Origin of the sequence: Sphingobium sp. YR768, from assembly GCF_900111125.1 — a bacterium.
Taxonomy (GTDB): Bacteria; Pseudomonadota; Alphaproteobacteria; order Sphingomonadales; family Sphingomonadaceae; genus Sphingobium.
The window spans coordinates 45,154-69,927 of sequence record NZ_FOGE01000016.1 but is presented as its reverse complement, the minus strand read 5'-3'; the positions used below and the strand labels follow the sequence as shown (position 1 = coordinate 69,927).

At 62.0% G+C, this 24,774-nt stretch carries 23 protein-coding genes; 14 read left to right on the top strand and 9 right to left on the bottom strand.

Features of this window, described 5'->3' with window-relative positions; all coding sequences use genetic code 11:
- Positions 1 to 56 precede the first annotated feature (56 nt).
- Genes BMX92_RS17320 through BMX92_RS17310 form a run of 3 tightly spaced genes read left to right on the top strand, consistent with a single transcriptional unit; the run spans position 57 to position 2,577 of the window.
- On the top strand, positions 57 to 1,286 hold the full coding sequence (locus tag BMX92_RS17320; RefSeq protein WP_093018775.1) for a hypothetical protein: 1,230 nt from the start codon (positions 57 to 59) through the stop codon (positions 1,284 to 1,286).
- The gene (locus BMX92_RS17315) at positions 1,283 to 2,059 is read left to right on the top strand and encodes an SDR family NAD(P)-dependent oxidoreductase (RefSeq protein ID WP_093018773.1); all 777 of its coding nucleotides are present in this window, start codon (positions 1,283 to 1,285) and stop codon (positions 2,057 to 2,059) included. The genes BMX92_RS17320 and BMX92_RS17315 overlap by 4 nt, the downstream gene beginning before the upstream one ends.
- 20 nt (positions 2,060 to 2,079) lie before the next feature.
- Positions 2,080 to 2,577 carry a nuclear transport factor 2 family protein gene (locus BMX92_RS17310; RefSeq protein WP_093018771.1) on the top strand — a complete coding sequence of 166 codons (498 nt, stop codon included), beginning with the start codon at positions 2,080 to 2,082 and terminating at the stop codon, positions 2,575 to 2,577.
- Here the strand turns inward: BMX92_RS17310 and BMX92_RS17305 are convergent.
- Together BMX92_RS17305 and BMX92_RS17300 are read right to left on the bottom strand one after the other, a co-directional pair.
- Positions 2,559 to 2,957 (bottom strand): putative quinol monooxygenase, encoded by a 399-nt coding sequence (locus tag BMX92_RS17305; RefSeq protein ID WP_093018769.1) that lies wholly within the window; start codon positions 2,955 to 2,957, stop codon positions 2,559 to 2,561. The two genes, BMX92_RS17310 and BMX92_RS17305, sit on opposite strands and share 19 nt — an antisense overlap.
- A gap of 115 nt (positions 2,958 to 3,072) precedes the next feature.
- Positions 3,073 to 4,230, bottom strand: a complete 1,158-nt coding sequence (locus tag BMX92_RS17300) for an aminoglycoside phosphotransferase family protein (RefSeq protein ID WP_093018767.1) — start codon at positions 4,228 to 4,230, stop codon at positions 3,073 to 3,075.
- 197 nt (positions 4,231 to 4,427) lie between these two features.
- Here BMX92_RS17300 and BMX92_RS17295 point away from each other — a divergent pair, with 197 nt between their 5' ends.
- From BMX92_RS17295 to BMX92_RS17285, 3 genes are read left to right on the top strand one after another with little or no spacing between them, the layout of a single operon-like run.
- The gene (locus tag BMX92_RS17295) at positions 4,428 to 5,255 is read left to right on the top strand and encodes an SDR family NAD(P)-dependent oxidoreductase (RefSeq protein WP_256213483.1); all 828 of its coding nucleotides are present in this window, start codon (positions 4,428 to 4,430) and stop codon (positions 5,253 to 5,255) included.
- A 31-nt stretch (positions 5,256 to 5,286) separates the two neighbouring features.
- The gene (locus tag BMX92_RS17290; RefSeq protein ID WP_093018763.1) at positions 5,287 to 6,342 is read left to right on the top strand and encodes a phosphotransferase family protein; all 1,056 of its coding nucleotides are present in this window, start codon (positions 5,287 to 5,289) and stop codon (positions 6,340 to 6,342) included.
- Entirely contained in the window at positions 6,339 to 6,848 is a 510-nt protein-coding gene (locus tag BMX92_RS17285; RefSeq protein WP_093018761.1) for a hypothetical protein, read from the top strand. The genes BMX92_RS17290 and BMX92_RS17285 overlap by 4 nt, the downstream gene beginning before the upstream one ends.
- A gap of 43 nt (positions 6,849 to 6,891) precedes the next feature.
- On the opposite strand, the gene BMX92_RS17280 is transcribed toward BMX92_RS17285, so the two are convergent.
- Both BMX92_RS17280 and BMX92_RS17275 read right to left on the bottom strand, forming a co-directional pair.
- A complete protein-coding gene (locus BMX92_RS17280; protein WP_093018759.1) occupies positions 6,892 to 7,740 on the bottom strand; it encodes an SDR family NAD(P)-dependent oxidoreductase in 849 nt (282 codons plus the stop codon).
- Between the two features lie 97 nt (positions 7,741 to 7,837).
- Positions 7,838 to 10,279 (bottom strand): TonB-dependent receptor, encoded by a 2,442-nt coding sequence (locus tag BMX92_RS17275; protein ID WP_177185111.1) that lies wholly within the window; start codon positions 10,277 to 10,279, stop codon positions 7,838 to 7,840.
- 251 nt (positions 10,280 to 10,530) lie between these two features.
- On the opposite strand from BMX92_RS17275, the gene BMX92_RS17270 reads away from it, so the two are divergent.
- Both BMX92_RS17270 and BMX92_RS17265 read left to right on the top strand, forming a co-directional pair.
- Positions 10,531 to 11,940: an FAD-dependent oxidoreductase gene (locus BMX92_RS17270; protein ID WP_093018755.1), complete on the top strand. Its 1,410-nt coding sequence runs from the start codon at positions 10,531 to 10,533 to the stop codon at positions 11,938 to 11,940.
- Positions 11,941 to 11,969: 29 nt separating this feature from the next.
- Positions 11,970 to 13,436 (top strand): phosphotransferase family protein, encoded by a 1,467-nt coding sequence (locus tag BMX92_RS17265; protein ID WP_093018753.1) that lies wholly within the window; start codon positions 11,970 to 11,972, stop codon positions 13,434 to 13,436.
- Here the strand turns inward: BMX92_RS17265 and BMX92_RS17260 are convergent.
- Positions 13,433 to 14,446 (bottom strand): zinc-dependent alcohol dehydrogenase, encoded by a 1,014-nt coding sequence (locus BMX92_RS17260; protein WP_093018751.1) that lies wholly within the window; start codon positions 14,444 to 14,446, stop codon positions 13,433 to 13,435. The two genes, BMX92_RS17265 and BMX92_RS17260, sit on opposite strands and share 4 nt — an antisense overlap.
- An 81-nt stretch (positions 14,447 to 14,527) precedes the next feature.
- Here BMX92_RS17260 and BMX92_RS17255 point away from each other — a divergent pair, with 81 nt between their 5' ends.
- Positions 14,528 to 15,616 carry a phosphotransferase gene (locus BMX92_RS17255; RefSeq protein WP_093018749.1) on the top strand — a complete coding sequence of 363 codons (1,089 nt, stop codon included), beginning with the start codon at positions 14,528 to 14,530 and terminating at the stop codon, positions 15,614 to 15,616.
- Positions 15,617 to 15,649: 33 nt separating this feature from the next.
- Here BMX92_RS17255 and BMX92_RS17250 read toward each other — a convergent pair whose 3' ends face one another.
- On the bottom strand, positions 15,650 to 16,441 hold the full coding sequence (locus BMX92_RS17250) for an SDR family NAD(P)-dependent oxidoreductase (protein WP_093018747.1): 792 nt from the start codon (positions 16,439 to 16,441) through the stop codon (positions 15,650 to 15,652).
- 113 nt (positions 16,442 to 16,554) lie between these two features.
- On the opposite strand from BMX92_RS17250, the gene BMX92_RS17245 reads away from it, so the two are divergent.
- Both BMX92_RS17245 and BMX92_RS17240 read left to right on the top strand, forming a co-directional pair.
- Entirely contained in the window at positions 16,555 to 17,691 is a 1,137-nt protein-coding gene (locus BMX92_RS17245) for an NADH:flavin oxidoreductase (RefSeq protein ID WP_093018745.1), read from the top strand.
- Positions 17,692 to 17,752: 61 nt separating this feature from the next.
- Positions 17,753 to 18,070 carry a 2Fe-2S iron-sulfur cluster-binding protein gene (locus tag BMX92_RS17240; RefSeq protein WP_093018743.1) on the top strand — a complete coding sequence of 106 codons (318 nt, stop codon included), beginning with the start codon at positions 17,753 to 17,755 and terminating at the stop codon, positions 18,068 to 18,070.
- A 16-nt stretch (positions 18,071 to 18,086) separates the two neighbouring features.
- Here the strand turns inward: BMX92_RS17240 and BMX92_RS17235 are convergent, their stop codons facing one another.
- Together BMX92_RS17235 and BMX92_RS17230 are read right to left on the bottom strand one after the other, a co-directional pair.
- Entirely contained in the window at positions 18,087 to 19,721 is a 1,635-nt protein-coding gene (locus BMX92_RS17235) for a GMC family oxidoreductase (RefSeq protein ID WP_093018741.1), read from the bottom strand.
- A gap of 22 nt (positions 19,722 to 19,743) precedes the next feature.
- Entirely contained in the window at positions 19,744 to 21,018 is a 1,275-nt protein-coding gene (locus BMX92_RS17230) for a cytochrome P450 (RefSeq protein WP_093018739.1), read from the bottom strand.
- A 266-nt stretch (positions 21,019 to 21,284) separates the two neighbouring features.
- Here BMX92_RS17230 and BMX92_RS17225 point away from each other — a divergent pair, with 266 nt between their 5' ends.
- The 3 genes from BMX92_RS17225 (at position 21,285) to BMX92_RS17215 (ending at position 23,587) form a co-directional block, all read left to right on the top strand.
- The gene (locus BMX92_RS17225) at positions 21,285 to 21,563 is read left to right on the top strand and encodes a hypothetical protein (RefSeq protein WP_093018737.1); all 279 of its coding nucleotides are present in this window, start codon (positions 21,285 to 21,287) and stop codon (positions 21,561 to 21,563) included.
- A gap of 83 nt (positions 21,564 to 21,646) precedes the next feature.
- Positions 21,647 to 22,321: a TetR/AcrR family transcriptional regulator gene (locus tag BMX92_RS17220; protein WP_093018736.1), complete on the top strand. Its 675-nt coding sequence runs from the start codon at positions 21,647 to 21,649 to the stop codon at positions 22,319 to 22,321.
- A gap of 24 nt (positions 22,322 to 22,345) precedes the next feature.
- The gene (locus BMX92_RS17215) at positions 22,346 to 23,587 is read left to right on the top strand and encodes a cytochrome P450 (RefSeq protein WP_093018735.1); all 1,242 of its coding nucleotides are present in this window, start codon (positions 22,346 to 22,348) and stop codon (positions 23,585 to 23,587) included.
- A 32-nt stretch (positions 23,588 to 23,619) separates the two neighbouring features.
- Here BMX92_RS17215 and BMX92_RS17210 read toward each other — a convergent pair whose 3' ends face one another.
- Positions 23,620 to 24,774, bottom strand: a complete 1,155-nt coding sequence (locus BMX92_RS17210; protein WP_177185110.1) for a phosphotransferase — start codon at positions 24,772 to 24,774, stop codon at positions 23,620 to 23,622.

Sequence of the window (24,774 nt, the reverse complement as noted above, 5' to 3'; positions counted from 1 at the left end):
ATCGCCCGGCAGAACCGCTTGCAACAATGACAAGAGCCAAAAGGAGAGGACCACAGATGCTCACCCCCTATGACGAATTTCCCGTCCATCAGGCGTCACGGCCGTTCAGCTTCATTCCATCGACCGACTATAGCTGGGACGACGGCTATTATTTCGGGGTCTTCAATCCCGATGAAGGGATTTTCATTGCAACCGGCGCGCGGGTCAATCCGAACACCGACATGTTTGGCGGCTATGCCTTCATCAACGACAATGGCATCCATTCGACCACGCGCTTCAACCGGACCTGGCGTGGCAATTTCGACGTGGCGATCGGCCCTTGGCGGGTCGAATTTGTCGAACCGCTCAAGAAAATCCGTCTGGTGCTGGAGGATAATGGCAGCGGCCTGTCCTTCGACATATTGTGGGAGGGCGTGTCGCCGGCATTTCTGGAGGACCATCATTCGGCCGAAAATCGCGGGCGGCTGACGACCGACCAGAGCCGCTATTCGCAACCAGGCGTGGCGACGGGCTGGGCCGAATATCAGGGCCGACGGTTCGAAATCACGCCGGATACGTGGTTCGCTGCGCGCGACCATAGCTGGGGCCTCTATGCCGAGCGACCGCCGCTGGCGCCGCTGGCGTCGCTGTTGCCGCCGCGCCGCAAATCCGGGCCGCAGCGCGCGATGCGTTGGTGGAATTGCTTTGTCGCAGGCGACTATAGCGGCTTCTTCCACCTGCATGAAACGCCCGATGGCGTGCAGGCGAAGATGAATGACGTGTTCGGCACACCGCTGGGTGGCCATGTGTTCAAGGGGTGGGACAGCGAGGCGCTGCATTTCACTTCGGCCCGGCATGAAATGAACTTCGCGGAAGGCACGCGGATGCTGACCGACGCGACCATGTATCTGGAGGATGACCAGGGCGGGGCGTGGAAGATCCGCTATGATGTCGCCGCGCCGCCGTGGATGGGTCAGACGATGGGTTATCATCCGGGCAGCTGGAAGGATGGCGGCACCTTCCACACCTATCATGGGTCGGAGGAGCTGGCGATCGAATGGGAGACCTTCGATTGGTCGACGCAGCCCTTTACCTACACCCCCTACAAGGTCAGCGGCGAGCAGCTGGCGACCAATTTCGGCGAAGGCACCGGCGTCGAGGACAAGGGCAATGATGGCAACAAGACCCATGGCGTCGAATATCTGATGCGGGTGACGCTGCATGCGCCCGACGGATCGGTCCACACCGGCGCGGCGCAGGTCGAGATGTTCATCAACGGCCGCTATGATCCCTATGGCTTTGCATGAAGTTGGGGCTTGACGGCCGGGTCGCGCTGGTTTCGGGCGGCAGCGCCGGCATGGGCCGGGCGATCGCCTGCGAACTGGCGCGGGAAGGCGCGCATGTGATGGTAGTCGCGCGGCGCGAAGAGGCGCTGCGCGACACCGTGGCCGCCATCGAGGCGGAGGGCGGCCGGGCCGGGTGGATCAGCGCGGACATGGCCGATGAAGCCGGGATCGTGCAGGCGGTGGCGGAAACGCGCCGCCTATTCGGCGATCCCGATCTTGTCATCGGCAATGTCCGATCGGTGGTGCGTTACGGGTTCGAAGAAGCGTCTAACGACGATTTTCGGCTGAGTAACGAACAGGTCGTGCTGTCCTTCGCCATGCTGGTGCGCGAAACCCATGCCGCGATGAAGGCGAAGGGCTTTGGCCGATACGTCAATCTGGGGTCGGTCTGCGCGAAGGAGCCGCATCGCTTCTTCGACATCATCCTGTCCAACACTTATCGCACGGCTGCTGTGGGGTTGGCGCGCAGCCTGTCGAACGAACTGGCGCCGCATGGCATCACCGTCAATACGATCGCGCCGGGCAGCATCGACACGGGGCTGAACCAGGAAACGCAGGGTGGCGGGGCTGAGGCGCGGACCCAGCGAGAGCCGCCACCCGTCATCCAGATGGGGAGACATGGCCGTCCCGATGAAGTGTCAGGCCTTGCCGCGTTCCTCTGCTCGGATCGGGCCAGCTATATCACCGGACAGACGATCGCGGTCGATGGGGGCTGGACGCGCGGGCTTTTCTGAAGGCGGGGAGAGAGAGCGGCATGAAGCTGGAGGAAATGCTGGCGCGCGAGGCGATCCGCTACACGATCGAACTCTATAACCGAGCGTCGGATACGGCCGATTATGACCTGCATCATCATGTCTTTCATCCCGATGCGCTGTTCGAAGTGCAGGGGCAGGGCGCGTTGCAGGGACCTGACGCCATCATCGCGATGCTGCGGCCCGCGGCAAAGCGGCGCGGTGCGTTCGATCCGGGCAATTTTCAGCGGCATAATCTGACTACAACGATGATCGATTTCATCACGCCGGAGCAGGCGAGCGTGACGACCTATATCATCGTCGTCACCGAATTGGGGATGGATCATGCGGGCCGCTATGACGATATATTCGTGGCGCAGGGCGATCGCTGGCTGATTGCACGCCGGCGCGCGACGATGGAATGGTCGCGGCCGGATTCGCGGTTCGTGCGCTGGCTGGGGGACGCCAAGCCGATGGATGCCAGCAGCCACGCAGCAGATATTTACAAAAATTCGGCGTAGTTGGTCGCGGTTTGCGGGTGAACAATGGATTTCCCCTGCGCATAGACGTCGAAAATATCCGGTCCCATTTCCAGACCGTTGAACAATTCCATCGTCATCGGGCCACTGCACAGGTCGAGCATCTGGCTGACCAGTTGCTTGAAGGCGTCTGTCTTGCGGATGGCGTTCACCGCTTCCTCATTCTTGTAGGATTCGATGGCGACCATGACATTGGGATCGCGCCCGAAGCCGTAAAAGACGAAATTGGCATTTTCCTGCATGAATGCCGTGGCATTTTGCCAGAGCGGGTTGAAGATTGCCAGAAATGCGTGCCGCTTGCCCGGTTTGATCGGATAGCGGGATATGAAGATGTTCGATTGGGTGACGATGATTCCCGTCATAGTGCCTCTCCCTTGTCAGCGACCTTGCTGGTCGCCGCAATTTACATGCAATAAAGAATGTATGTTATCAAGGGCGGATCGGGATGAACGACCTCATCCCGATCCCATTGTGACCTCAGTCGAATGCGTCCAGTGCTCTATAATCGTCGATCGCCGTACCCATGCGGTGCAGAAATTCCAGCGTCGTATGTTCCGGCTGCATTGCGGGCATGTCGTCCGTCGGCCGCATGGTGATTGTCCAGAAGGCGAAGGCCGTGAACATCTGCTGGCGGACATTGCGCAGCGCATCATCGAAATCGATCTTCGCCACGCCCTTCTCCGCCATCAGATCGATATAGAGGCGCAGCAGATCCTCCAGCCATTCGCGGCGCTGCTCTACGGTCAGCGCGGTGAGGGTGGAAAAGATGAAGTCGCGGCTCCAATGGCCGATCGTGGTCAATTGCCAGTCGGCCAGTCCCAAGCGGTCATTGGGCGTGATATACCAGTTCTTCAGATGGACATCGCTGTGGATCAGGGTTCGGGGCAGATCGAGATGCCGAGCGACGGACCGTTCGGTGGCGGCCCATACCTCGCCGCTACGACGGACGAGGCCGGCGGGCAGGACATGGGCGGCCGCATCGAACCCTTTGGCACAAAAGTCCGGGAAGTCGGGCGCGCCCTGCATCATGTCGCGCCACCAGACCGGCCAATGTTTGAAGGGCAGGGTGGCGCTGCCCAGTTCCGGGTTTTCGTAAAAGCGGGAATGGAGGCTGGAGAGGGTCGTCACCAGCGCCTCAGCCTGATTGTGCGTCAGGGTGGTGCGTTCGTCGGGGAAATGCACCTTGCCGGCCATATCGTCCATCATGATCAGATAGGCGAAGCTATCGGGATCGAATTTGGCGAAACGCGGTGTCGGCGCCTCGAAATCGATGCGGGGACGGACGAGATTGTAGAAATCCGATTCCGCTCGCGCCGTATCCGACGCGCCCAGCACGATGCGGTTCTCCAGCGTCTCCGCCGCCTTGCAGAAGACCGTGGCTGGCAGACCGGCCGCTTGCGCCACATGATTGTAGGACAGGAAGATGCGGCGCCGGTTGGAGGAACCATCGTCCCTTTCATCGAAGCGGAAATCCATCACCGCGCCGCCCGGCGTGTCGGCGCACAGCACGGCTGTCAGCCAGTCATGTGTGATGGCCGCATAGCTGGTGGGCACTTCATGCCTTTGGGTCACGGGGCGGTCATGATCGACCTCCGCCGCATAGGCCGCCTTGATTGCTTCCGCCGATGCACCCATCGCTCCTGCTCCTTCGAATTTGATCGTTATGAAGCGTATGATTAGCTTCTATAGAGATTTTGGCAAGGGACAGGATGGCGCATGCAATAAGGATTTGCACTTTGGCCATATGCATATAATATGCATGCAAACATGAATGTAAATACTGAGACAGGATAGCGGGAAGCAGCCGCGCCAGTCATGATGGGAGAGAGGATTTGGACCAGCAAGCCATGGCGTTCGGCCTGAACCTGAAGGGCAAGGTCGCCGTCGTTCTGGGCGCCTCGGCGGAAGGCGGAACCGGCTGGGCGATTGCCGAGACGCTGGCCCGCAATGGCGCTGACGTTGTGGTCGCCGCGCGCAGCCTGCCTCCACTGGAGCGGCTGGCCGAGCGAATCGGCGGCGCGGCTTTCCGTTGCGATGCCGGAGTGGAAGCGGATATAAAGGCGCTGGCTGCCTTTGCGCTGGAACGCTATGGCCGCGTCGATATCGCCGTGAACAGCGCCGGCCTGCCGGTCATGGGCATGATTTCGGAGATGACGCAGACGTTGCTGGACGATGCGACCCGCGTCAATTTCCACGGGCCGACCTTCTTCATCAAATATATGGCGGAGGCGATCGGCAGCAATGGATCGATCATCTTCATATCGTCCATGTCGACCACCCATCCAGTCATGCCGCACATTGCCTATGCCGCCGCGAAATCGGCTGCCGATTGCATCGTGCGCTATGCGGCGATCGAATATGGCCCGCGCAATATCCGAGTCAATTCGATCCTGCCGGGGCCGATCAATTCGGACATGGCGAAGGAAGCCTTTGCCGATCCCGATTTCGAACGCGCCTATGCCCGGGAAATCCCGGTGGGGCGGGTGGGCCTGCCGGACGATTTCGCCAATGCCGTGCTGTGGCTGGCGGGACCGTCCTATGTCTCCGGTCTCAATTTGCAGGTGAATGGCGGCAACCAACTGACACGCATGCCGCGCCCCGATGAACTGGCCAAGGGCGCCGATTCCTATGGGTCCGGCAAGGCGCTGGGCGACCGCTGACAACAGAAATCAATAATGGAGAGGTAGAGGCGTGGAATTGTTGAAACGGCCGCTCGCCGAATATATCCGCCATCTTTACGGGGACGAGGCGGTTCTGGAACATGATGTTCGCTATCCCCGGGGATCTTCCCGCCTGACCTGGTTTGTGGACTATCGGGAACGGCCCGGTGCGGACCTGTCTTCCATCGTTCTGCGCGCCGACTTCGAAGGCGGGAGCACGATCCATAGCTCGCTGGAGCAGGAATATTTCATGTATGACCGGCTGGGGCAGAGCGCTGTGCCGGTCGCTCCCGTGCTGCGGTGGGAGGCGGATGAGCAATGGGCAGAACGCCCCTTCTATATCCGTCGGCAGATCAAGGGGGATTGGGAAATTCCGCATTTCAAGGACCCCGACCCCCAATATGACGCCATGCGCATTGCTGTGTCGAAGGAACATATGCGCAAGCTCGCACTGGTGCATCAGGTCGACTGGAAAGCGCTGGGCTTCGATACGCGTTTGTCCGCGCCGGCCAGTCGGGAGGCCTGCGCCAGTCACTTCATTGACCGGCTTATGGCGCAACTGGCGGATTTCCAGCGCGAACCGATGCCGGTCGTGGTCGAATGCCTTGCCGCGCTGAAGAAAGGCGCGCCGGTCGCGCCTTGCGTTTCGTTGTGCAAGGGCACGAACGGCTTGGGCGAGGAGATATTCCTAAATGGCGAGATCGTCGCCATGAGCGACTGGGAGGAAGCGTCCATTGGCGACCCGGCGGCAGATTTCGCTTCCTTGCAGGATCTGATCCCGGAGATCGAGCGGGACGGCGCCAAGATCTGGGGGCTGGAGCAGGCGCTAGCCTATTATCGGGAGGTCAGCGGCATCGATCTGCCGATCGAGAATGTTCATTTCTATCAGCGCCTCCGCACGCTGGGCGCCATCCTCTATGGGCACAAGGCGGCCGTGGTTCTGCATAATGGCAAGGCGGATATCCGGCAGGCCTGGACCGGCACCGAAGTTTTCCATCTGGCCAAGCGGATGCTGGCCGGTGCGGGCGGCCTTGGGAAGCCCATCGACCCTGCCTGGTTTGCTCAAATGAACGAGACTGTCGCATGATCCCGATCCTGACCCCGACCGCAACCGAAGTGCTGCGCTGCGTGCGCGAAACGATGGAAAGCGGGATCATTCCCTCGCTGTCTGGTCGCACCGAACGCAGCAATGCTGCGACGATCCAGCATATGCTGCGTTTCGTGGAGCATCGCATCGACAAGGAAGGGCAGTTGCTGTTCGATGAGATCGCCTATCTGCGCGATCTGTTCCCGGCTGCGCTGGACTGGTTGGCCGGCCGGTCGGATGCCGCTGCGTTGAAGGCCGCCATTGGTCGTGCGGTTGATGCAACGCCTGATCCGAGCGTCTATCCATCGCTTGCGCGCCTTGGCGAGACGGTGGCTGCGTTGCGGCAGCATGTCTGTGATCTGTTGCTGTTATTGCAGGTTACGCCGGAGAGCGACGGTCAAGCGGCCGACCTCCATCAAGTGCTGCGCGATTATATCGTGTGGCAGTTGGAGCAGGAAGGCAGCATGGTGGAACCCGCCTTCATCGGCCATGGGCCGCGCCGCTAGCATGGTTTTCGCGGGGCGGCAGCAACGCCGCCCCGCAATATCGTTAGGCTGGCGCCGTTTCGCCGGACATCATGGCCGCCATCATCGCATCCATCTCCGCGTCGGACAGGCTGTGCGCGGCAGCGATAAGCTGTTCTGCATCCGCACCTGCAGCATAGCGGGCAGCCGGCGCTGCATCGGTCAGGGCGCGAACCACGACGCTTGCCACCTGTTCGGGGGTGGAAGCGGTGCTGATGTGGCTGGCATGTGCGGCCGCACGGAAGCCGCGATAGAAATGGCCGTAGAGCGCATCGTCCTGCGGTGTCAGTTCCTCGATCATCTGGCTGACCTGCGCGAGTTGCGTGTCCACCATGGGGGTCTTGATCCCACCCGGTTCCACCAGCGCGACATGCACGCCCTGTCCAGCCACTTCGCGGCGCATGGCATCAGCCAGACCCTCTAGGCCGAACTTGGAGGCACTATACTGGCCGACGAAAGGCATCGATACCTTGCCCGCCATGGAACTGATGAAGACGAGCCGCCCCTTGCTCGCACGTAGCGACGGAATGGTAGCCTGAAAAATGGCAAGCGCGGACAGGATGTTGACGTCCAGCGTGCGGGCGACCTGATCGAGATCGGCCATTTCCAAAATGCCGATCGGTGCGACCGCTGCGCAGACCGCTACGCCATCCAGCGGAGCGTTACCGATCGCCGCGCGGACGGCCGCGACCACCGAGGTTGGCTTCGACAGGTCGAGCGCAAAGCTGGCCACATCGGCATGCGCGGCCGTTACCGCCGCCGCTTCCCTGTCGTCGAGGACGGAGGCGACCACCTCATCGCCCGCCGCCTTGAGCGCCGAGACGAGGGCAGAACCCACACCGCCCGCGCCGCCAACTACCAGATATCGTGCCATGTCCTGCTCCTGATAATAGCTGTTATCGAATTGGGTCGAAAAAGGGTCTGCCGATAGTGCATCGGCAGACCCGCAATGGCGATCGTTGATCGGGGCGTTATTGCCCGAACTTGTAGGATAGACGGATCATCACTTCCCGCCCACGGCTGACTGCCGCGAAGCGATCGCCTGGCACGCCTGCCGCCGTCCCCGTGCCGCTGCCGGTGAAGGGCACGTCGGTCGAAGCGACATAATAATATTTGTTGGTCAGGTTGCGGCCGACCAGCGCGACTTCCCACTTATCGTCCGTGTCGCTGATGCGCAGCGATGCGTCGAGCAGTGTATATTTGGGCATCCGACCTTCCGGCGCGGAAGTTGCGTCGGTTAACATACTACTTGAATAATTAGCATCGGCAGACAAGCCGATTTTCACTGCTTCGGTCAGCGGCGTTTCATAGGAAAAGCCGCTCGACAGGTTCCAGCGCGGCGCGCGGGGGATTTCGGCGCCCGACAGATCCTGCACCGGCGCACCGGAACTGCCGATGACGCAGCCCTGCGTCGGCGTCTGGCCATTATAGCAAGGCGCGTTGGCGAAGGCAGCATAGCGACCCCGGTTGTAGGCGGCGGCACCATGGACCGACAGACCATCCAGTGGCGTGCGGTAATTGAAGTCGAATTCCACGCCTTTGATCTTGGTCGATGCGGCATTGCGGATGGTCGAACTGGCATTGGTGAAGTTGACGACCTGAAGGTCATCGACGCGGTAGGTGTAGGCGGCCATGTTGATGCGCAGCGTGCGGTCCAGCATGGCGGCCTTCAGGCCGGCCTCAAAGCCCTTGATGGTCTGCGGGTCATAGGACAGGTCGGTGGTCGCGATATTGTCGACCGAGCTGGAGTTGAAGCCGCCTGACAGGAAGCCATGCTTATAGTTGCCGAAGATCGTCAGATCCTGGGTCGGGCGATAGGAGACGCTGATTTCCGGCGAGAAATCATTCCAGTTGCCGCTGCGCTTGACGAGCTGGTCGGTGACGTCGACCATATTGTCGAACGTGTTCTGCACCGGCTCGACGAAGCCGACGCCGCCATTGATGCCGTTCAGCACCTTGGTCAGCTTCTTCTTTTCATAGGAATAGCGGCCGCCGGCAGTGATTTCGATCTGCTCGATGGGCTTGTAGCTCATCTGGAGGAAGGCTGAATAGGCCGTGCCTTCCTGCACGAAATAATAGTTGTTGATCTGGAAGGGCGTGCGCAGCGGGATGAAGCCAAGGCCGTTGGCAGTCAGGGAGGCGAGGCCGCTTGCTTCCGCCGCGAAAAGGAAGGTCTTAGACCCGGTCTCCGCCTTCGTGATGCCGAGATAGGTGCCGGCGGTGAAGTTCAGCGGGCCATCATAATCGGTCTGGATGCGCAGTTCTTGGCTGAATTCCTTGTCCTTGTAGATATTACGGCTGGGCAGCGCGATCGAATAGTCGTTTTCGTAATTTTCGGCCTGAATGAGGTCGACATCATAATAGCCGGTGATCGAGGTCAGCTTGACCTCGTCCGACGGGCTGTAATTCATTTCCAGCCCGGTCAGGATCTGGCGCTGGCGGCCATAAGGCTCGCCATCGCGGAAAGTGGGATCGAGCGTCCCGACGATCGGGCCGGACGAGCCACGGATGAGCTGGTCGTCCGCCTTGCAATTGTCGGTCGATCCCGACTGGGGCGAACCGAAGGGGCAATGGATGAATTCGCCCGCCTGCGCCGGGCCGGCATATTTGGTGCGGCCGATATTGACCTTCAGCCGGGCGTCGAAATTGTCGGTTGGTTCCCATTTGACCGTGCCGCGGATCGCATAGTCGCGATTATGCGGCAGCCGCTGCTCCTTGGGATAGAGATAGGCGGTTTCGGGCACCTGATTATTAAGGTCTCCTTCGATCCGTGAATAATAGCCGGCCAGGCGCACGCCCAGCGTTTCGGTGACGGGGCCGGAGACATAGCCTTCCAGACGCAGTTCGTCGGCGTTGAATTCATAGCCGCCACTGACCTTCGCTTCGAAGCTGCTGGTCGGATCGGCAGTGCGGATGGATACGACGCCGCCGGGGCTGTTCTTGCCATAGAAGAGCGCCTGCGGCCCCTTGAGCACTTCGACCTGGGCGATGTCGGTGTCGCTCATGCGGCGGACGGTCGCCTTGGCGATCTGAACGCCGTCGATGTTGAAGGACACGGCCTGATCGCCGAAGGGATTGCTGTCCGGCCCGCTGATGCCGCGCAGCGCGATATTGCCGCCCTGCACCGATCCGTTCTGCGGCGCGATGATAAGCTGGGGCACGATACGCGCGATGCCGTCCAGATTGGTGACGGAACGGCGGGAGAGTTCACTGGCGCCCACGGCCGTCATCACGACGGGGACCGCGATCGAGGATTCGTCGCGCTTACGGGCAGTGACGACGATGTCGTCCAGGCTGGCCGTAGGCTGGCGAGCCGTGCTGTCCGTACTACCCTGTGCCATCGCGATGCCAGATGACGAGGCAAGCAACGCTGCAACGAACAGCGAATCGCGCACGATGATATGGCTTTTCAACTCTACTCTCCCGGAACATATTTTGGGTCCGTTTCGACCGACTGCAAACATATAGTATATTAACGTACCATACGTCAAAGGATTATCCGCATATTGCCAAAATCGCAACTCGGCTTTCATCCCCCTTGCAATCTGGTACGCTAGGATACTAGATTGTCTTCAGAAGCCGGTCCGCACCAGAAGCGGTCTGATATTTGAGAGTCAAGCCTCTGGAATATCGGGCGAATATCGGCATGGAGAGGAATGGGCGCATGAGCACGGATTACGACATCATCGTGGTGGGCGGCGGCGGTGCGGGTATGACCGCTGCGCTGTTCGCGCAGGCGGCCGGCGCGTCGGTAATGCTACTGGAGGCGGACACAAAGCTGGGCGGAGCGACCCGGCTGTCGGGCGGCGTGGTCTATGCGGCGGGGACCAGTGTTCAGCAGGCAATGGGCATCGCGGACAGCCCGCAGGCCATGTACGACTATATCATGACGCTGAACGGCTGGCAGACGCGGCCCGACATCATCCGCCTGTTTGCCGAACGCAGCGCGGCTTCGGTCGAGTGGCTGGTCAGCCTGGGCGCGGAATATGAGTGGGTGGTGAAATCCGGCGTCGACACGGTGCCGCGCGGCCATTGCACCGTTGGCGCGGGCGACACGATCGGCCGCCTGCTGATCAATGAGGTTGGCGCAAAGGGCATCGAAACCGCGCTTGGTACCCGGGTCGATCGATTGCTGATCGAGGACGGCCGGGTGGTGGGCGTTCATGCGTCGGGCATGGACCTGCGTGCGAAAGCGGTGATCATCACGACCGGCGGTTTCGGCAACAGCCCCGGCATGCGCGCGCGCTATTTCCCGTCCGCCGCGCAGCATGGCGACATCGTCTATTCGGTGCATAATGATGCGCCCTTCATTCTGGGCGACGGCATCAAGCTGGGCGAGGCGATCGGCGCGCAGATTACCGGGCATGATACGGGCCTCGTCCTGCCATCGGCCGGGCTGGTGCCCAATTCGGTGGAAGCCTTCCTGCCGCCATGGTGCATGCTGGTGAATGACGAAGGACGGCGCTTTATGCCGGAAAATTCGCCCTATGCCGTGTCCGGCTATCTGATCAACGAACAGTCCGGCGCTCATGCCTGGGCCATTTTCGATGAAAAGACGTTAGTGGAAGGGAGCGCCGACAAGCGCTTTTCCGATCCCTATCATACCGGCGAAGTGTCGCAGACCTGGGATGAGGATCTGATCCGCAAACATGTAGAGAGCGGCAAGATCCGTACCGCCGACACGCTGGAGAAACTGGCCGATATGGTCGGCATCAATCGTCTGGCGCTGGCCGAGACGGTCGCGCGCTATAATGAAGATGCTCAGGATGGCGTGGACAGCGAGTGGGCCAAGCAGGCGCCCAAATATTTCCCGATCGACGCCGCGCCCTATTTCGCGGTGGAGGTGCGGGCATCGGTGATCGGCCAGACCAGCGCCGGGCTGGACATCGATACAAAGGGACGAGTGCGCGACCGCAACGGCATCGCCATTCCCGGCCTCTATGCGGCGGGCGAGATATTGGGCTGCGTCCAGGGCAATCGCTATTCGGGCGGAGGCATGGGCGTGGGCAATGCCCTGACCTTTGGCCGGCTGGCGGGCGAGGAAGCCGCCGCATCGCTCCGCGTAAACGCCTGAACTGTAATCCCGTACCGGGAGAAGAATGAATGTCGATTTCCGCGCGTCTGCTGCGCTCGCTCAACCGTACCGTCGCCATCGTTCATGAAGATGTCGTCTATGCCTCGAATGAGGAGGCGCTGGTCGCCTCGCTCAAGATATTGGAGACGCGGGAAAGTTTCCACGATCCGCTCTTTTCTGGCTGGCGCGACCGGCTGGAGGCGCAATTGGCTGGGCTGGTCGATCGCCTGTCCCTGTCGCGCATCGCGCCTGACCTGTTCGAAGCGGTCGAAGCCATTCGCGCGGCGCTGGCAGCGGCGCCCGATGGCAAGGCAGAGCGGGAAGCGATGCAGCGCGCGACGATGCGGGACTGGTCCTTGCTGGTCGAGCGGCTGGCGTCCGATCCGCGCATCGACGCGGCCGAGCGGACGCGGATCGTGTTCGAGACGTCGGACGCGGAACTGACGCGCATCGGCGAACTGTGTGGCGACCTGCTGCCGGTCGAGACTATGCAGGACACGGCTATAACGGCGCTGCGCCTTCAGGCCTATCTCGCTGATCGCTTTGACGATGCCGGTCTGCGCGTCACCGATTTCCGGCCTTTGCCGGGCGGCTATGGCAAGGAAACCATCCTGTTCATGGTCGAGGGGCAGGCGCTGTCCGGCGCGTTTGTCATGCGCCGCGACCGGGACGAACCGACGATGGACAATGACTGTCATCGTGTGCGCTACGAGTTTCCGGTCATCCGCGCGGCCTATGACCATGGATTTCCGGCCCCCGAAGCCCTGTGGGTGGATGAGGAGCATCAATTGCTGCCCGGCGGCGACTTCCTGATCATGACGCGGGCACCGGGGACGAGCGGCGGCAATGTTCATGGCGCGGCGGGCAAGGTGGATCAGGCACTGGTCGACCTGCTGGCCGGCAGCGTCGCGCGGTTGCACCAGTTGCCGCCGATGCGCGAACTGGGCGACCTGACCGACGGGATTGCGTCGCATCTGTGGGATTTGCCGCTTGCGGAAGTGACGCGCCGCTATATCCAGTCGATCAAGGATCTGTATCTGCGCGAAATGGCGATGCCGTCCCCCGCGGTGCTGGCCCTCTATGGCTGGCTGATGGACAATATTCCCGAGGCAACGGGTCGACCGGTGCTGCTGCACGGCGATATCGGCTTCCATAATTTCATCGTTGACGACGGGCGGCTGAGCGCCGTGGTCGATTGGGAATTTTCCCATATCGGCGATCCGGCGGATGACGTTGGTTATGTCCGCAACACGGTGGGGAACTCGCTCGATTGGGGCGCTTTCATGGACGCCTATCGCGCGGCGGGGGGCCCCGATCTGGACGAGGCGCGAGTGCGCTTCTTCCAGATATGGGGGCATGTGCGTAATTTGACAGCGAGCCAGCTGACGACCAATTGTTTCGAGACGGGGAAGCTGGACGAACTGAAGCTCGGCCATGTCGGCCATTCGATGATGGCCGGCTTCCTCCGGCCGATCCGCGACATGATGGCCAGCTAACCGGCCGTCGGGTCGACCATCACCTTGGCGACGTGCGATCCGCTGCGCATCGTTTCGAACCGGGCGGGCAGGGCGGCGAGCGAGATCGTCTCGCCGACCAATGCGCGCGGTTCGAGCGCGCCAGCGTCCAGCGTGTCCACGCACTGGATGAAATCGGTCAGACCATAAGCCACACTGAATTGCAGCCTGATATCCTTGAACATGGCGATGGCGGGCATGATCGGGTCGGGCTGGATGCAGCCGCCCAGGCTGAGCACCGTCCCGCCATTGCCGACGAGATTGATCGATTGCTGGATCGCGCCAGATGAGCCTGCGCCTTCGATAACAATGTCGGGCGCGCCGCCCAGCATCTGTTCCAGCTGCTGCGGCAGATCGTCATTCACCGTCAGGAATCCATCCGCGCCCATGGCGGCCGCCAGCCCTTCATTGCGGTTTGACCGTGCGATCATCGCCACCCGCCCACCACCCAACCGGCGCGCCCAGAAGGCGGCGGAAGCGCCGATCGCGCCCGCTCCCAATATAGCGACGCGGCTGTCCGGTCCCAGCGGCCCCAACCGCTGGACTCCGCGCAGGGCGGACGCCAGCGGTTCCACTAAAGCGCCATCCGCATATGTCAGCGTGTCGGGCAGGCGGATCGCCTTGCGCGTGTCGATCAGCGTATATTCGCCATAGCCGCCCGCCATCGACCGCAGCGCGGTGCAGTGAAGCGGCCTGTCGGCCCGGCAAGCAGGGCAATCGCCACAGGCCGACATGGGCAGCGCGGTCACGCGATCGCCGACCCGGATCGGCGCAGCGTCCGGGCCGACCTCCAGCACGTCTCCGGCATATTCATGGCCGGGCGACGTGCCGCATGGCATGTCGAAAGGGCTGCCGCTGGTCATATGCAGGTCCGACCCGCAAATGCCGCAGCGATGCACGCGGATCAGCGCCTGATGTGGACCCGGGCGGGGGATAGGCCGATCCTCGATCGCCAGAGGCTGGCCCGCCTGCACGAAAATCGCCGCCTTCATCCCATCTATCCTCTCATTCTTATAAATATGCTAGCATATCATAATCTAGCGTGCCTATAAGCGCCTGACAAGGAGAGAGACATGGCTGAAACACTGACCATTCCGCTGCGCTATGAGGATATCGATGCGTCCTGGGTGACGGCTGCGCTGCGGCGGAGCTGGCCGGAGGTAGCGGTTTCGCGGGTGGAGCGCGGGCCGGTGTTCGGGTTCAAGCAGAATAAATTCCGCATCAAGGTGGACTATGCGGCGGGCGGTGAGGGCAAGCCGGACAGCTTCATCGTGAAGGGCAATTTCCCCGGCGAAAATGACCCGGCGACCGGGTCGGCCTGGGCCATGGCCAATGAATTGCGCTCCTTTCGCGATATCGTGCCGCTGGTCGCCGCGCCGGCCGGGCCGCGATGGCACCATATCGACGTCAGCGATGAAGCATCGGCGATCATCATGGAGGATCTGACGCCGCAGGGCGCGACCTTCTTCCATGCGCATCATACGCTCGATCTGGGGCAGGCGATGGCGTTCATGGACGCCTTTGCCCGCATGTATGCCAGCAGTTGGAACAGCCCGATGTTCGCGGAGGGCGGCGCGATGGGGCCGGGCACCCTGGCGCATGAAAATCGCCGAATGGTGAACGATGTCTATTTCCCGACCTTCTTCACCGCGGAAAACTGGCGCAGCTATGTCGAATTGCCGCGCGGACGGGCATTGCCGCGCGCCTTTCAGGATATGGAACGGGCGCAGGAGGCGTGGAGTCGACTTTGGTCGCTATTGCCGCAGACGGCGATGGTGGTGATCCATGGCGATGAGCATCTGGGCAATCTCTATATCACGGCAACCGGGCAACCGGGCCTGATCGACTGGGTCGCGCGGCCGGAACATTGGCCGATCGGCCTTTCCTATTTCATGCTCTGCACGCTGGACATTGCCGACCGGCGGACATGGGAAAAGGCGTTACTATCCCATTTCCTGACCCGGTTGCGCGCCTATGGCGTGGCGGATGTGCCGTCGTTCGAGGAGGCGTGGTTCTTCTACCGCTGTGCGGCCTTCTATCCCGTCGTCACCTGGCTCAACAACAGCGCGGTGTGGCAACCCGAAGGGATCAACACCGCGAATGTCGTGCGCGCGGCGACGGCGGCGCTGGATCATGACAGTTTCGGCCTGCTGGGGCTGTAAAGTCGGGGCGAGGCTTGCCTCGCCCCAAGCCACTCAAGCGGTCTTGTCGGAGCGATAGGCATCGGCTCCGCTCTCGACGTCCTCCAGTCGGGGCATGCCGGTCAGATGATTGCCGCCGCTGACTGGCAGGTTGACGCCGGTGATATAGGTCGGGCCAGACAGGAACACGACCGTATCGGCATAGTCGCGGGGAAGGCCGACCCGTCCGAGCGGGACATGGCTGGCATAAAGCTCCTCGACGCCCGGAATGGCGAAGAGGCCCGCAGCCAGCGCCGACTTGATCGGGCCGGGCAGCAGCGAGTTCACCCGGATGCCACGCGCGCCATATTCCAGCGCGGCATAGCCGACCAGACAGTCGGTTGCGGCCTTGGCGCAGGCATAGGCGAAATGCGGCGGTTGCGGCTGCACCGTGCTGTTGGAGGAGATGAGCGTGATCGATCCGCCATCATTCATCACCTGCGTCATGTGACGGATGAAATGGACATGGCCGAAATAATTGACCTCCACACCGCGCTGCAACTGTTCGGACGTGACATCGGCGATCATGCTTATCACTGGCAGGGCGGCGGCGTTGACGGCGATGTCGATCGCGCCATGAGCCTGTGCCGCCACGCGCGCCAGATTGGCGATGTCCGCCTCTCTGCCGGCATCGCATTGCACCGCCAGCCCGCCGATTTTCGCCGCCAACCTCTCCAGCCCGTCCATCGAGCGGGCGGCGACGACCACCTTCGCCCCGGCTTTCGCAAGTGCTTCGGATATGGCCCAGCCGGTTCCGCCTTCAGCAGAGGCGCCCAGCACGACCGCCACCTTGTCCTTTAACTGCATGTTGCTTTCCTCTCCTTGATTTTGCCGTGCTCCGACATATAAGACACATGCACATGATAATAATATGAACTAAATTGCAACCGCTAGTCGTTGCGCAGGACGAGGAGTGAGCCATGAGCATTGCCGCCAGCCCCAGATTGTTCGATCCGGTGACGATCGGCAGCCTGTCTCTCGCCAACCGTACGGTCATGGCGCCTATGACGCGCTGCTTCTCGCCCGATGGCGTGGTGGGGCCGGATGTCGCGGCTTATTATCGGCGGCGGGCCGAGGGTGGGGTCGGGCTGATCGTGACCGAAGGCACATGGATCGACCATCCCAGCGCATCGAACGAAGATAGTGCACCGCGCTTCTATGGCGAGGATGCTTTGCGCGGCTGGCAGCATGTCGTCGATGAAGTGCATGCGGTCGGGGGGAAGATCGTGCCGCAACTCTGGCATGTGGGCATGACGCGGCGGGCGCAGATCGACAATCTCTATGATGCGATCGAGGAGGACATGATCCTCAAGTCCAGCCCGTCAGGCTATGTTGGCCCCGATGAGCAGGTGGCGCAGGGCAGCAGCGAGGCGGATATTGCGGCGCTGATCGACGCTTATGCGCGGGGTGCGGCGAGCGCACAGGCGCTGGGCTTCGATGGTGTCGAACTGCATGGCGCGCATGGCTATCTGATCGACCAGTTTTTCTGGCACGGCACGAACAGGCGCCAGGACCAGTGGGGCGGCGCGGCGCTGGCCGATCGCGGTCGTTTCGCGGTGGAGGTGATGCGGGCCTGCCGCCGTGCGGTCGGCCCAGACTTCCCGATCCTGTTTCGCTTTTCACAATGGAAACAGCAGGATTATGCGGCGAAGCTGGCGACGACGCCGTGCGAACTGGCGAGCCTGCTGGAGCCGCTGGCGGAGGCCGGCGTCGATATTTTCCATGCGTCGCAGCGGCGCTTCTGGGAGCCGGAATTTGCCGATAGTCCGCTCAATCTGGCGGGCTGGGCGCGCAAGCTGACCGGGCGGCCGTCGATCACGGTCGGATCGCTGGGGATCGAGAAGGAAATGCTCGACACGATGTTTTCGGGATCGCACGCCGCCCCGTCGCTGGGGCGCTTGGAAGCCCTGAACATCATGTTGGAGCGCGGCGATTTCGATCTGGTGGCGATCGGTCGGGCATTGCTGGTCGATCCTGCTTGGGTCGACAAGGTGCGGCGCAATGCCCACGACGAACTGCAACCCTATAGCCCGGCATCGCTGGCGACTCTTTCGTAACGCGCGGTCGCGCGTCCTTTTCCGGCCGAAGGATCGGCTCTTCTCCTATCGGAATGATGACATGGCGAAATTGACTCTGGTGAAGCGTGACGGGACCAGCCTGGAGATTGAAGGCGAACCCGGCCTATCCGTCATGGAGATGATCCGCGACCATGGCGTGGACGAATTGATGGCGCTGTGCGGCGGATGCTGTTCCTGCGCGACCTGCCATGTTTTCCTGTCCGACGCGGATATGGAACGGACGGGCGACGTCAGCGCGGACGAGAATGACCTGCTCGATAGCTCCGATCATCGGCAGGCCGGATCGCGCCTGTCCTGCCAGATCATCTGGACGGAGTCTCTGGATGGACTGACGGTGACGATCGCGCCGGAGGACTGATCCGGCGCGAACCTCGTCACGCCGCGTTGCGTAGCGCCTCATCCTCCAGGACCAGGTCGGCCGCGCGCCAGCCGGTTGCCATGGCCGGGCCGTTGGTGTTGCCCGAAATCAGGCCCGGCATGATCGAACAGTCGACAATGCGCAGGCCGTGGACGCCGCGCACCCGGGCGCGTTCGTCCACCACCGATCGGTCATCGCGACCCATGCGACAACTGCGCACGGCATGGGTGCCGCACAGCGCGATCCGGCGGATGGCGGCCAATATCTCTGCGTCGCTTTGATGGGCGGTGCCGGGCGACATTTCCTCCCCGACATAAGGCGCCAGCGCGGGCTGGCCGACATAAGCGCGGATATAACGGACCATCTCGATCGCGGCGCGCTGGTCGGTCTCGCTCGACAGCCAGTTGGGATTGATGATCAGCGGCGCATCGGGATCGGCGCTGCTGAGGTCGAGCGAGCCTTCGCTGTCGAGGCCGATCAATTGCGCCGTGATGCTCATACCCGGCACGGCCTCGACCGATTGCATCGGTGCGACTGTGTCCTTTTCCTTCTCCTCGGGAATATCCAGCGTCCAGCCGCTGACATAGAGTTGGGCATTGGGACGTGTCCGGTCCGGGCTGGTGCGGATGAACGCGCCGACCTCCATCGCGCCATTGGCCAGCGGGCCGGATTTCAGCATCAGATATTGGGCGACGCTGGCCGCCAGCCCCACGCCCCGCAGGCGGTGATTGATACCGCGCTCGCCACCCTTCAGCCGATAGGTGGCGATCATGCCCAGATGTTCGAGGACGCGGCGGCCAACATCGGGGCTGTCGTGCAGCACGGGGATACCGAGCGCGCGCAGTTTCTCTGCAGGGCCGATGCCTGAGAGTTGCAACAGCTTGGGACTGCCGATCGTACCGGTGCTCAGGATGATTTCGCCATGGCAGGCATAATAGGTCCGCTGCCCATCGACGCGACATTCGACACCGGCCGCGCGCCGCCCGTCAAAGCGGATGCGGTCGGCATAGACATCGGTCACGACATGCAAGTTGGATCGATGCCGCACCGGATCGAGGAAGGCGACGGCGGAGCTTTGCCGACGACCCTTCCGGATATTGTAGCAATAATAGCCGATCCCCTCCTGATCCTCCCGATTGAGATCCTCATAATGGCGCGGCAGGCCCATCTGTACGCCTGCCTCTATCGCGCGTTCGGCCAGCGGATAACGGAATTTGTTGGTGGTGATATGGACCGGGCCGCCTACACCGCGCACGCCATCGTCGCCCAGTTCATGATCCTCGATCGCGCGATAGGCCTGCTTCATCTGCGCCCATGACCAGTCGGACCCGGCTTCCCCTTCCCAGATATCGAAATCCTGCGGTTGGCCGCGCACATAGATCATGCCGTTGATGGCGGACGATCCGCCCAGCCCCCGGCCGCGCTGCCACACTTCGGATGGCGCATCGGCCGATCCCACCGGATAGGTCCAGGCATGATTGGGGTCCGTCACCAGCTTGCCGATCCCCTTGGGCATCGACACCATGAAGCTGTTGTTCGTACCGCCCGCCTCCAGCAGCAGCACGCGGTTGCGGGGATTTTGCGACAGGCGATTGGCCAGCACGCAGCCAGCCGACCCCGCGCCGACGATGATATAATCGTAGCTGGCCATATCTCTCTCCTGTTGGTTCTCGTCAGGCGGCGCGCGACTGGCTCGTCCTGCGGGTGATGCGGATCGGCAGGTCGCTCAGCGCGTGGAAGGCGAAGACCGGATCATAACGGACGGCGTCTGGCGGCACGGCCAGTTCGACCGCTTCGAAATCGTCCAGCCACCGGCTGATCGCCGACTGCAGTTCTGCGCGCGCGAGAAAACTGCCGACGCAATGATGCACGCCCATGCCGAAACTGATGTGCGACCGCTTGTTCTTCCGGTCGAGGTCGATCGTCTGCGGTTCCGGGAAGCTCTCTTCATCCTGCCCGCCCGACGCCCACATGGCGAAGATGGTGGCGCCGCGCGGCAGCGCGATGCCGCCTATTTCCGTGTCCTGAAGGACGGTGCGCGGCGTGGTGATGGCCGGGGCGTGGACGCGCAGCACTTCCTCGATGAAGTCGGGTATTTTGGCCCGTTCCGATTGCAGCCTTGCCCACAGGTCCGGCCGGGTCGCCAGCACGAACATGGCGGAGGACAGCGCATTGCGGGTGGTTTCATTGCCGGCGATCACCAGCACATGGCACATCGACAATTGTTCTTCGATGCTGAGCGGCCGGCCGTTGATGCTGGCGGTCGCGATCGCGCTGACCAGATTATCCTGCGGATCGCGGCGATAGCGGTCGAGGATGTCGACGAAATAGCGATAGCCCTTCACGATCGTCCGTGTCGCCTCGATCGCGCGGGGCAATGGGTGGACGGGGTCGACCAGATGGGTGAATTCGTCCGAGTAGAATTTGAGGAAGGCGGCGTCCGCATAAGGCATGCCCAGGATCAGGCAAATCGCCTCCAGCGGCAGCGGCACCGCAAAAGCATCAACGAAGTTGACAGTTTCGCGGTCCGGGATCGCTGTCATCAACCGATCGACGATGCGATCGATTTCCGGCTGCAATTCGATGATCTTGCGTCGATTGAGCGCCTGTTCGGCAATCTGGCGATAGGCGAGCGACACGGGCGGGTCGGTGGCTTGCAGTGTCTGGACGACTTTATATCCGGCTTCGGCAAAAACCTCGGCAATGGCGGGTTCGAATTCGCCCCAGCGCCAGACGGTGGGGACGGGCGTGTTGGAAAATATGTCGGTGCTACGCGCGATCGCCTCTATGTCGCGCTTGCGCGTGGCGAGGAAGACTGGCGAGGGGGATGGGATCGGCAATCGATAGACCGGCGCTTCCTGTCGCAGCATCGCCCAACCGGGACCGGGCGCCGACAGATGATCGGGATTGAACGGGTTGAAGCTCGCCAGATCGATACCCTGGGTCATGCCGGTTTCTCCGCATGGGTTGCGCAAAAGGGCGATCCTTTTTGGAACGGCGCCTCTCCGAAACTGAAATCGGGTCCTTATCCGGCGCTTTTCGTGGCCGGTGGTCCCTTTGTGTCGGCCAGCTTATGCACAAGAATGATATTCTGCAATACCATATGCATGCTTATCCAATTTGAAGTGCGCAATAGTATGCTAGAATATTATATATTGCGCTAGCACACCATATCGCGCATGGGCGAGGGGAAACGCCTTATGAGGAGTATGTCATGTTCGTTCGCCCCATTCTGACCCTCGCGCTCGCCGTCGCCACCCTGTCGCCGGCTCATGCGGCTGCGCCGGTGATCGACCGCAACGCCCGCATCTATTCCGCCGACGGCACCGTTCTGGGCAAGGTGGATCGCCTGCTGATGAAGGGTGAGGAACTGACCGGCGTTCAGCTGATCTTCGGCAGCAAGATGATCGTCATCCCGGCCGATACGCTGACTGTCGAGGAAAGCGGCGTGAAGACCAGCCTGACGAAGAAGGAAGTCCGCGCGCTGCGGTAACGGCCGGGCTTTCTGCGCCTTATCCGGGACAGCATCCGGGCCAGTGCATTGACATTTATTCATCGATCGATGAATTTAAAGACATGCCTCGCAGCGACTCGACTCTATCCTCTCCGGTGTCGCCGAAACCGCGGCGTGGCAGGGGCCGTCCCGCCCATGCGGACGGTGATGCAGCGCCGGTATCCGCACGCTTGCTGGATGCGGCGACGGCCCTTTTTGCCGAACAGGGTTTCGATGCCGTCGGCGTGCGCCCCATTGCCAATCGCGCCGGTGTCGATCCGGCGATGATCGCCCATCATTTCGGGTCGAAACTGGCGCTGTGGGAAGCGGTGGTCGATCGGCTGTCGCTGCGGCTGACCGATCGGCTGGCTGCCGTTGCACTTGGTCCGGGCAGCGCGAGCGCCAGGCTGGACGAAGCGGTCGGGCAGATTATCGACCTGTTGTGCGATGCGCCGGAACTCGCGGCCTTCATCCTGCGCGAGGTTGTTCTGCCGAGCGATCGTTCCGCTTATGGCGCGGCGCGGCTGGCCGATCCCATCCATCATATCTTGCGCCCGCTGATTGCCGATGTCGCGGCGGAGCATCGCGCGGATATCGATGTCGATTATCTTTTCGTGGCGCTCAACGGCGCGATCGTCGTCAGCATCGTGTCGCACCCGCTGCTCGACCGGCTGGCCGATCCTGCCGACGATGCGCAGTTCCGCATACGGCTGAAGGCGACCATGGCAGCGCAGATGGCGGCCCGCATCGCACAATGATCCGAGAACAGATGGAGATGATGCATGACCCAGACGATAGAGGCGCCCGCGCCGCTCAGTTTCGCTGACCCTGCCGTCCAGCGTTGCCCCTTTTCCAGCTATGCGGGGCTGCGCGACGAGCAGCCGGTCTATGTCGATCCGCTGACGGGCCATTATGTGCTGACCCGCTATGAGGATATTCGCAAGGCATTGCTGAACGTCAAGGTGCTGCGCAATCGCACCGGCCTCAACGCCACGCGCAACGATGCGGCGGCCAATGCGGTCTATGAGGAGAAGGGTTGGTTGCCGATCGATACGCTCGTGTCGAACGATCCGCCCGATCACCGTACCTATCGGACGCTGGTGGACAAGGTGTTCACGCCCGCGCGCGTTGTGGCGCTGGAGCCGCGGATCGAAGAGATTATCGAGGAACTGATCGACGGCTTCATCGATCAGGACGAGATCGACTTCCTTCAGGCCTTTGCCGTGCGCCTGCCGATGTATGTGATTGCCGAGCAACTGGGCGTGCCCCGGTCCGACATGGACCGTTTCAAGCTCTGGTCGGACGTGTCGGTGGAATCGGTCAGCCCGGTGCTGACGTCGCAGCGCGAGGTGGAGATTGCCGAACTGCTGACCGACATGCAGCGCTATCTGGCGGCGGAGATCGAGCGGGTGCGGGAAACACCCAACGAGACGCTGATCAGCCATCTGGCCAATACGGAGACGGACGGCCGTCTGCTCGACATGCGCGAATTGCTGAGCATCATCCACCAGTTGCTGGTGGCGGGCAATGAAACGACGACCACGACGCTGGCGTCGGGCATGAAACTGATGATCGAGCAGCCCGCACTGGCGGAGGCGATCTTTGCTGATCCGACGCGCGCCAAGCCGTTCGTGGAGGAAACGCTGCGGCTATTGTCACCGGTCCAGACGCTGTTCCGCCGCGTTGCCGAGGATATCGAGATTGCCGGGATGGCTATTCCGGCCGGGGCGCTGGTGGAGGTGCGCTATGGCGCGGCGAACCGCGATCCGCGCCAATATGCCGTGCCGGACGAAATCGACCTCGACCGGAAAAATGCGTCCAGCCATCTGGCGTTCGGTGCCGGACCGCATCTGTGCATCGGCAACCAGTTGGCGCGGGGTGAATTGCGGCTGGCCATCCAGCACCTGACACGGCGGCTGACCAGCATGCGCGCGACCCGAGGCGAGGACAGCTATCGCTGGATGACCAGCTATATCGCCCACGGCCCGGACCAGTTGTGGATGGCGTTCGACAAGCGGGGGTGAAGGGAAAGGGGCCGGTCTGAACCGGCCCCTTTTCAGTCGAGGCTATCGAGCGCGTCGAGATCGTCCATGGCGGTTGCGATGCGGTGGATGAATTCCAGCGTGATATCGCGCGGCTGCATGTCGGGTACATCGCCCAGCGGCGTCAGCGTCATCGTCCACCAGGCCAGCGTCGTCAGCAATTGCTGGCGATAATTGTGCCAGGCATCGTCGAACGGGACGGCCTCGCCACCAGCGGCGGCGAAGGCCTCCAGATAATAAGCCAGCAGGTCTTTCTCCCACAGGCGGCGCTGTTCGACAGTCAGGGCGGTGGAAATGGTGTAGGCGACATCGCGCGACCAATGCCCTTTCGACGTTACCTGCCAGTCGGACAGGCCCATGCGGCCATCGCCAGTGATGTACCAGTTTTTCAGATGGACGTCGCCATGGGTGATGGTCAACGGTAGTTCGCCATGCCGGGCCGATGCCCGCATGGTGGCGGACCAGACCTCATCCTGCCGCGCCATCAGGCGGGCGGGCGCGACGTCAACCGCTTCACGCAAGCCAGCCTCGCACATGCCCTTGAAGTCATGATCGCGGTCCAGCGCGAGGAAACGATCGTCATAACGGAACATATGCGCCAGTTCCCGGTCGAGTTGCGACGATCGGTAGAAATGGCCGTGCAGCGTGGCCAGAACGCGCATCTGGTCCTGCACGCGCTCCAGCGTCATCTGGGTATGATGGTTGCAGAAGCCGACCGAACCGCCGAGATCCTTCAGCATCACGATGGATGCAAAGGATTCCGGGTCATAGGTGGCGAGATAGGCCTGCGGCGCCTCGATCGCGAGTTGCGGCCTGATCTGGTTGTAGAAACTCGTTTCGCTGAGCAGCGCCGATGTCGACAGCAACAGCCGGTTGCGCAGGTCGACCGTGGCCTTGCAGAAGACCGATGCGGGCAGACCCGCCGCTTGGCCGGCCTCATTATAGTCCAGATAGATGCGTCGCCGGTTGGAGGTGCCGGAATCGGGCACGTCCAGCCGCACCGCTACTACCCGCGCATCCGGGTGATCGGCGCAGACTATATGGGTCATCCATTCGGGCGTGATCGCTTCGTAGCGCCAGGGAATGTCCCCCGGCGCCACGGCCGGTCTGTCCTCCTGCTGGTCGCGCGCGAAGGCGGCCTTGATCCGGTCGGTCTTCTCGCTGTTCAT

Coding starts and splice junctions, on each gene's coding strand:
- BMX92_RS17320 (WP_093018775.1), top strand. CDS start 57: ATGCTCACCCCCTATGACGAATTTCCCGTCCATCAGGCGTCACGGCCG.
- BMX92_RS17315 (WP_093018773.1), top strand. CDS start 1,283: ATGAAGTTGGGGCTTGACGGCCGGGTCGCGCTGGTTTCGGGCGGCAGC.
- BMX92_RS17310 (WP_093018771.1), top strand. CDS start 2,080: ATGAAGCTGGAGGAAATGCTGGCGCGCGAGGCGATCCGCTACACGATC.
- BMX92_RS17305 (WP_093018769.1), bottom strand. CDS start 2,957: ATGACGGGAATCATCGTCACCCAATCGAACATCTTCATATCCCGCTAT.
- BMX92_RS17300 (WP_093018767.1), bottom strand. CDS start 4,230: ATGGGTGCATCGGCGGAAGCAATCAAGGCGGCCTATGCGGCGGAGGTC.
- BMX92_RS17285 (WP_093018761.1), top strand. CDS start 6,339: ATGATCCCGATCCTGACCCCGACCGCAACCGAAGTGCTGCGCTGCGTG.
- BMX92_RS17280 (WP_093018759.1), bottom strand. CDS start 7,740: ATGGCACGATATCTGGTAGTTGGCGGCGCGGGCGGTGTGGGTTCTGCC.
- BMX92_RS17270 (WP_093018755.1), top strand. CDS start 10,531: ATGAGCACGGATTACGACATCATCGTGGTGGGCGGCGGCGGTGCGGGT.
- BMX92_RS17265 (WP_093018753.1), top strand. CDS start 11,970: ATGTCGATTTCCGCGCGTCTGCTGCGCTCGCTCAACCGTACCGTCGCC.
- BMX92_RS17260 (WP_093018751.1), bottom strand. CDS start 14,446: ATGAAGGCGGCGATTTTCGTGCAGGCGGGCCAGCCTCTGGCGATCGAG.
- BMX92_RS17255 (WP_093018749.1), top strand. CDS start 14,528: ATGGCTGAAACACTGACCATTCCGCTGCGCTATGAGGATATCGATGCG.
- BMX92_RS17250 (WP_093018747.1), bottom strand. CDS start 16,441: ATGCAGTTAAAGGACAAGGTGGCGGTCGTGCTGGGCGCCTCTGCTGAA.
- BMX92_RS17245 (WP_093018745.1), top strand. CDS start 16,555: ATGAGCATTGCCGCCAGCCCCAGATTGTTCGATCCGGTGACGATCGGC.
- BMX92_RS17240 (WP_093018743.1), top strand. CDS start 17,753: ATGGCGAAATTGACTCTGGTGAAGCGTGACGGGACCAGCCTGGAGATT.
- BMX92_RS17235 (WP_093018741.1), bottom strand. CDS start 19,721: ATGGCCAGCTACGATTATATCATCGTCGGCGCGGGGTCGGCTGGCTGC.
- BMX92_RS17230 (WP_093018739.1), bottom strand. CDS start 21,018: ATGACCCAGGGTATCGATCTGGCGAGCTTCAACCCGTTCAATCCCGAT.
- BMX92_RS17225 (WP_093018737.1), top strand. CDS start 21,285: ATGTTCGTTCGCCCCATTCTGACCCTCGCGCTCGCCGTCGCCACCCTG.
- BMX92_RS17220 (WP_093018736.1), top strand. CDS start 21,647: ATGCCTCGCAGCGACTCGACTCTATCCTCTCCGGTGTCGCCGAAACCG.
- BMX92_RS17215 (WP_093018735.1), top strand. CDS start 22,346: ATGACCCAGACGATAGAGGCGCCCGCGCCGCTCAGTTTCGCTGACCCT.
- BMX92_RS17210 (WP_177185110.1), bottom strand. CDS start 24,774: ATGAACAGCGAGAAGACCGACCGGATCAAGGCCGCCTTCGCGCGCGAC.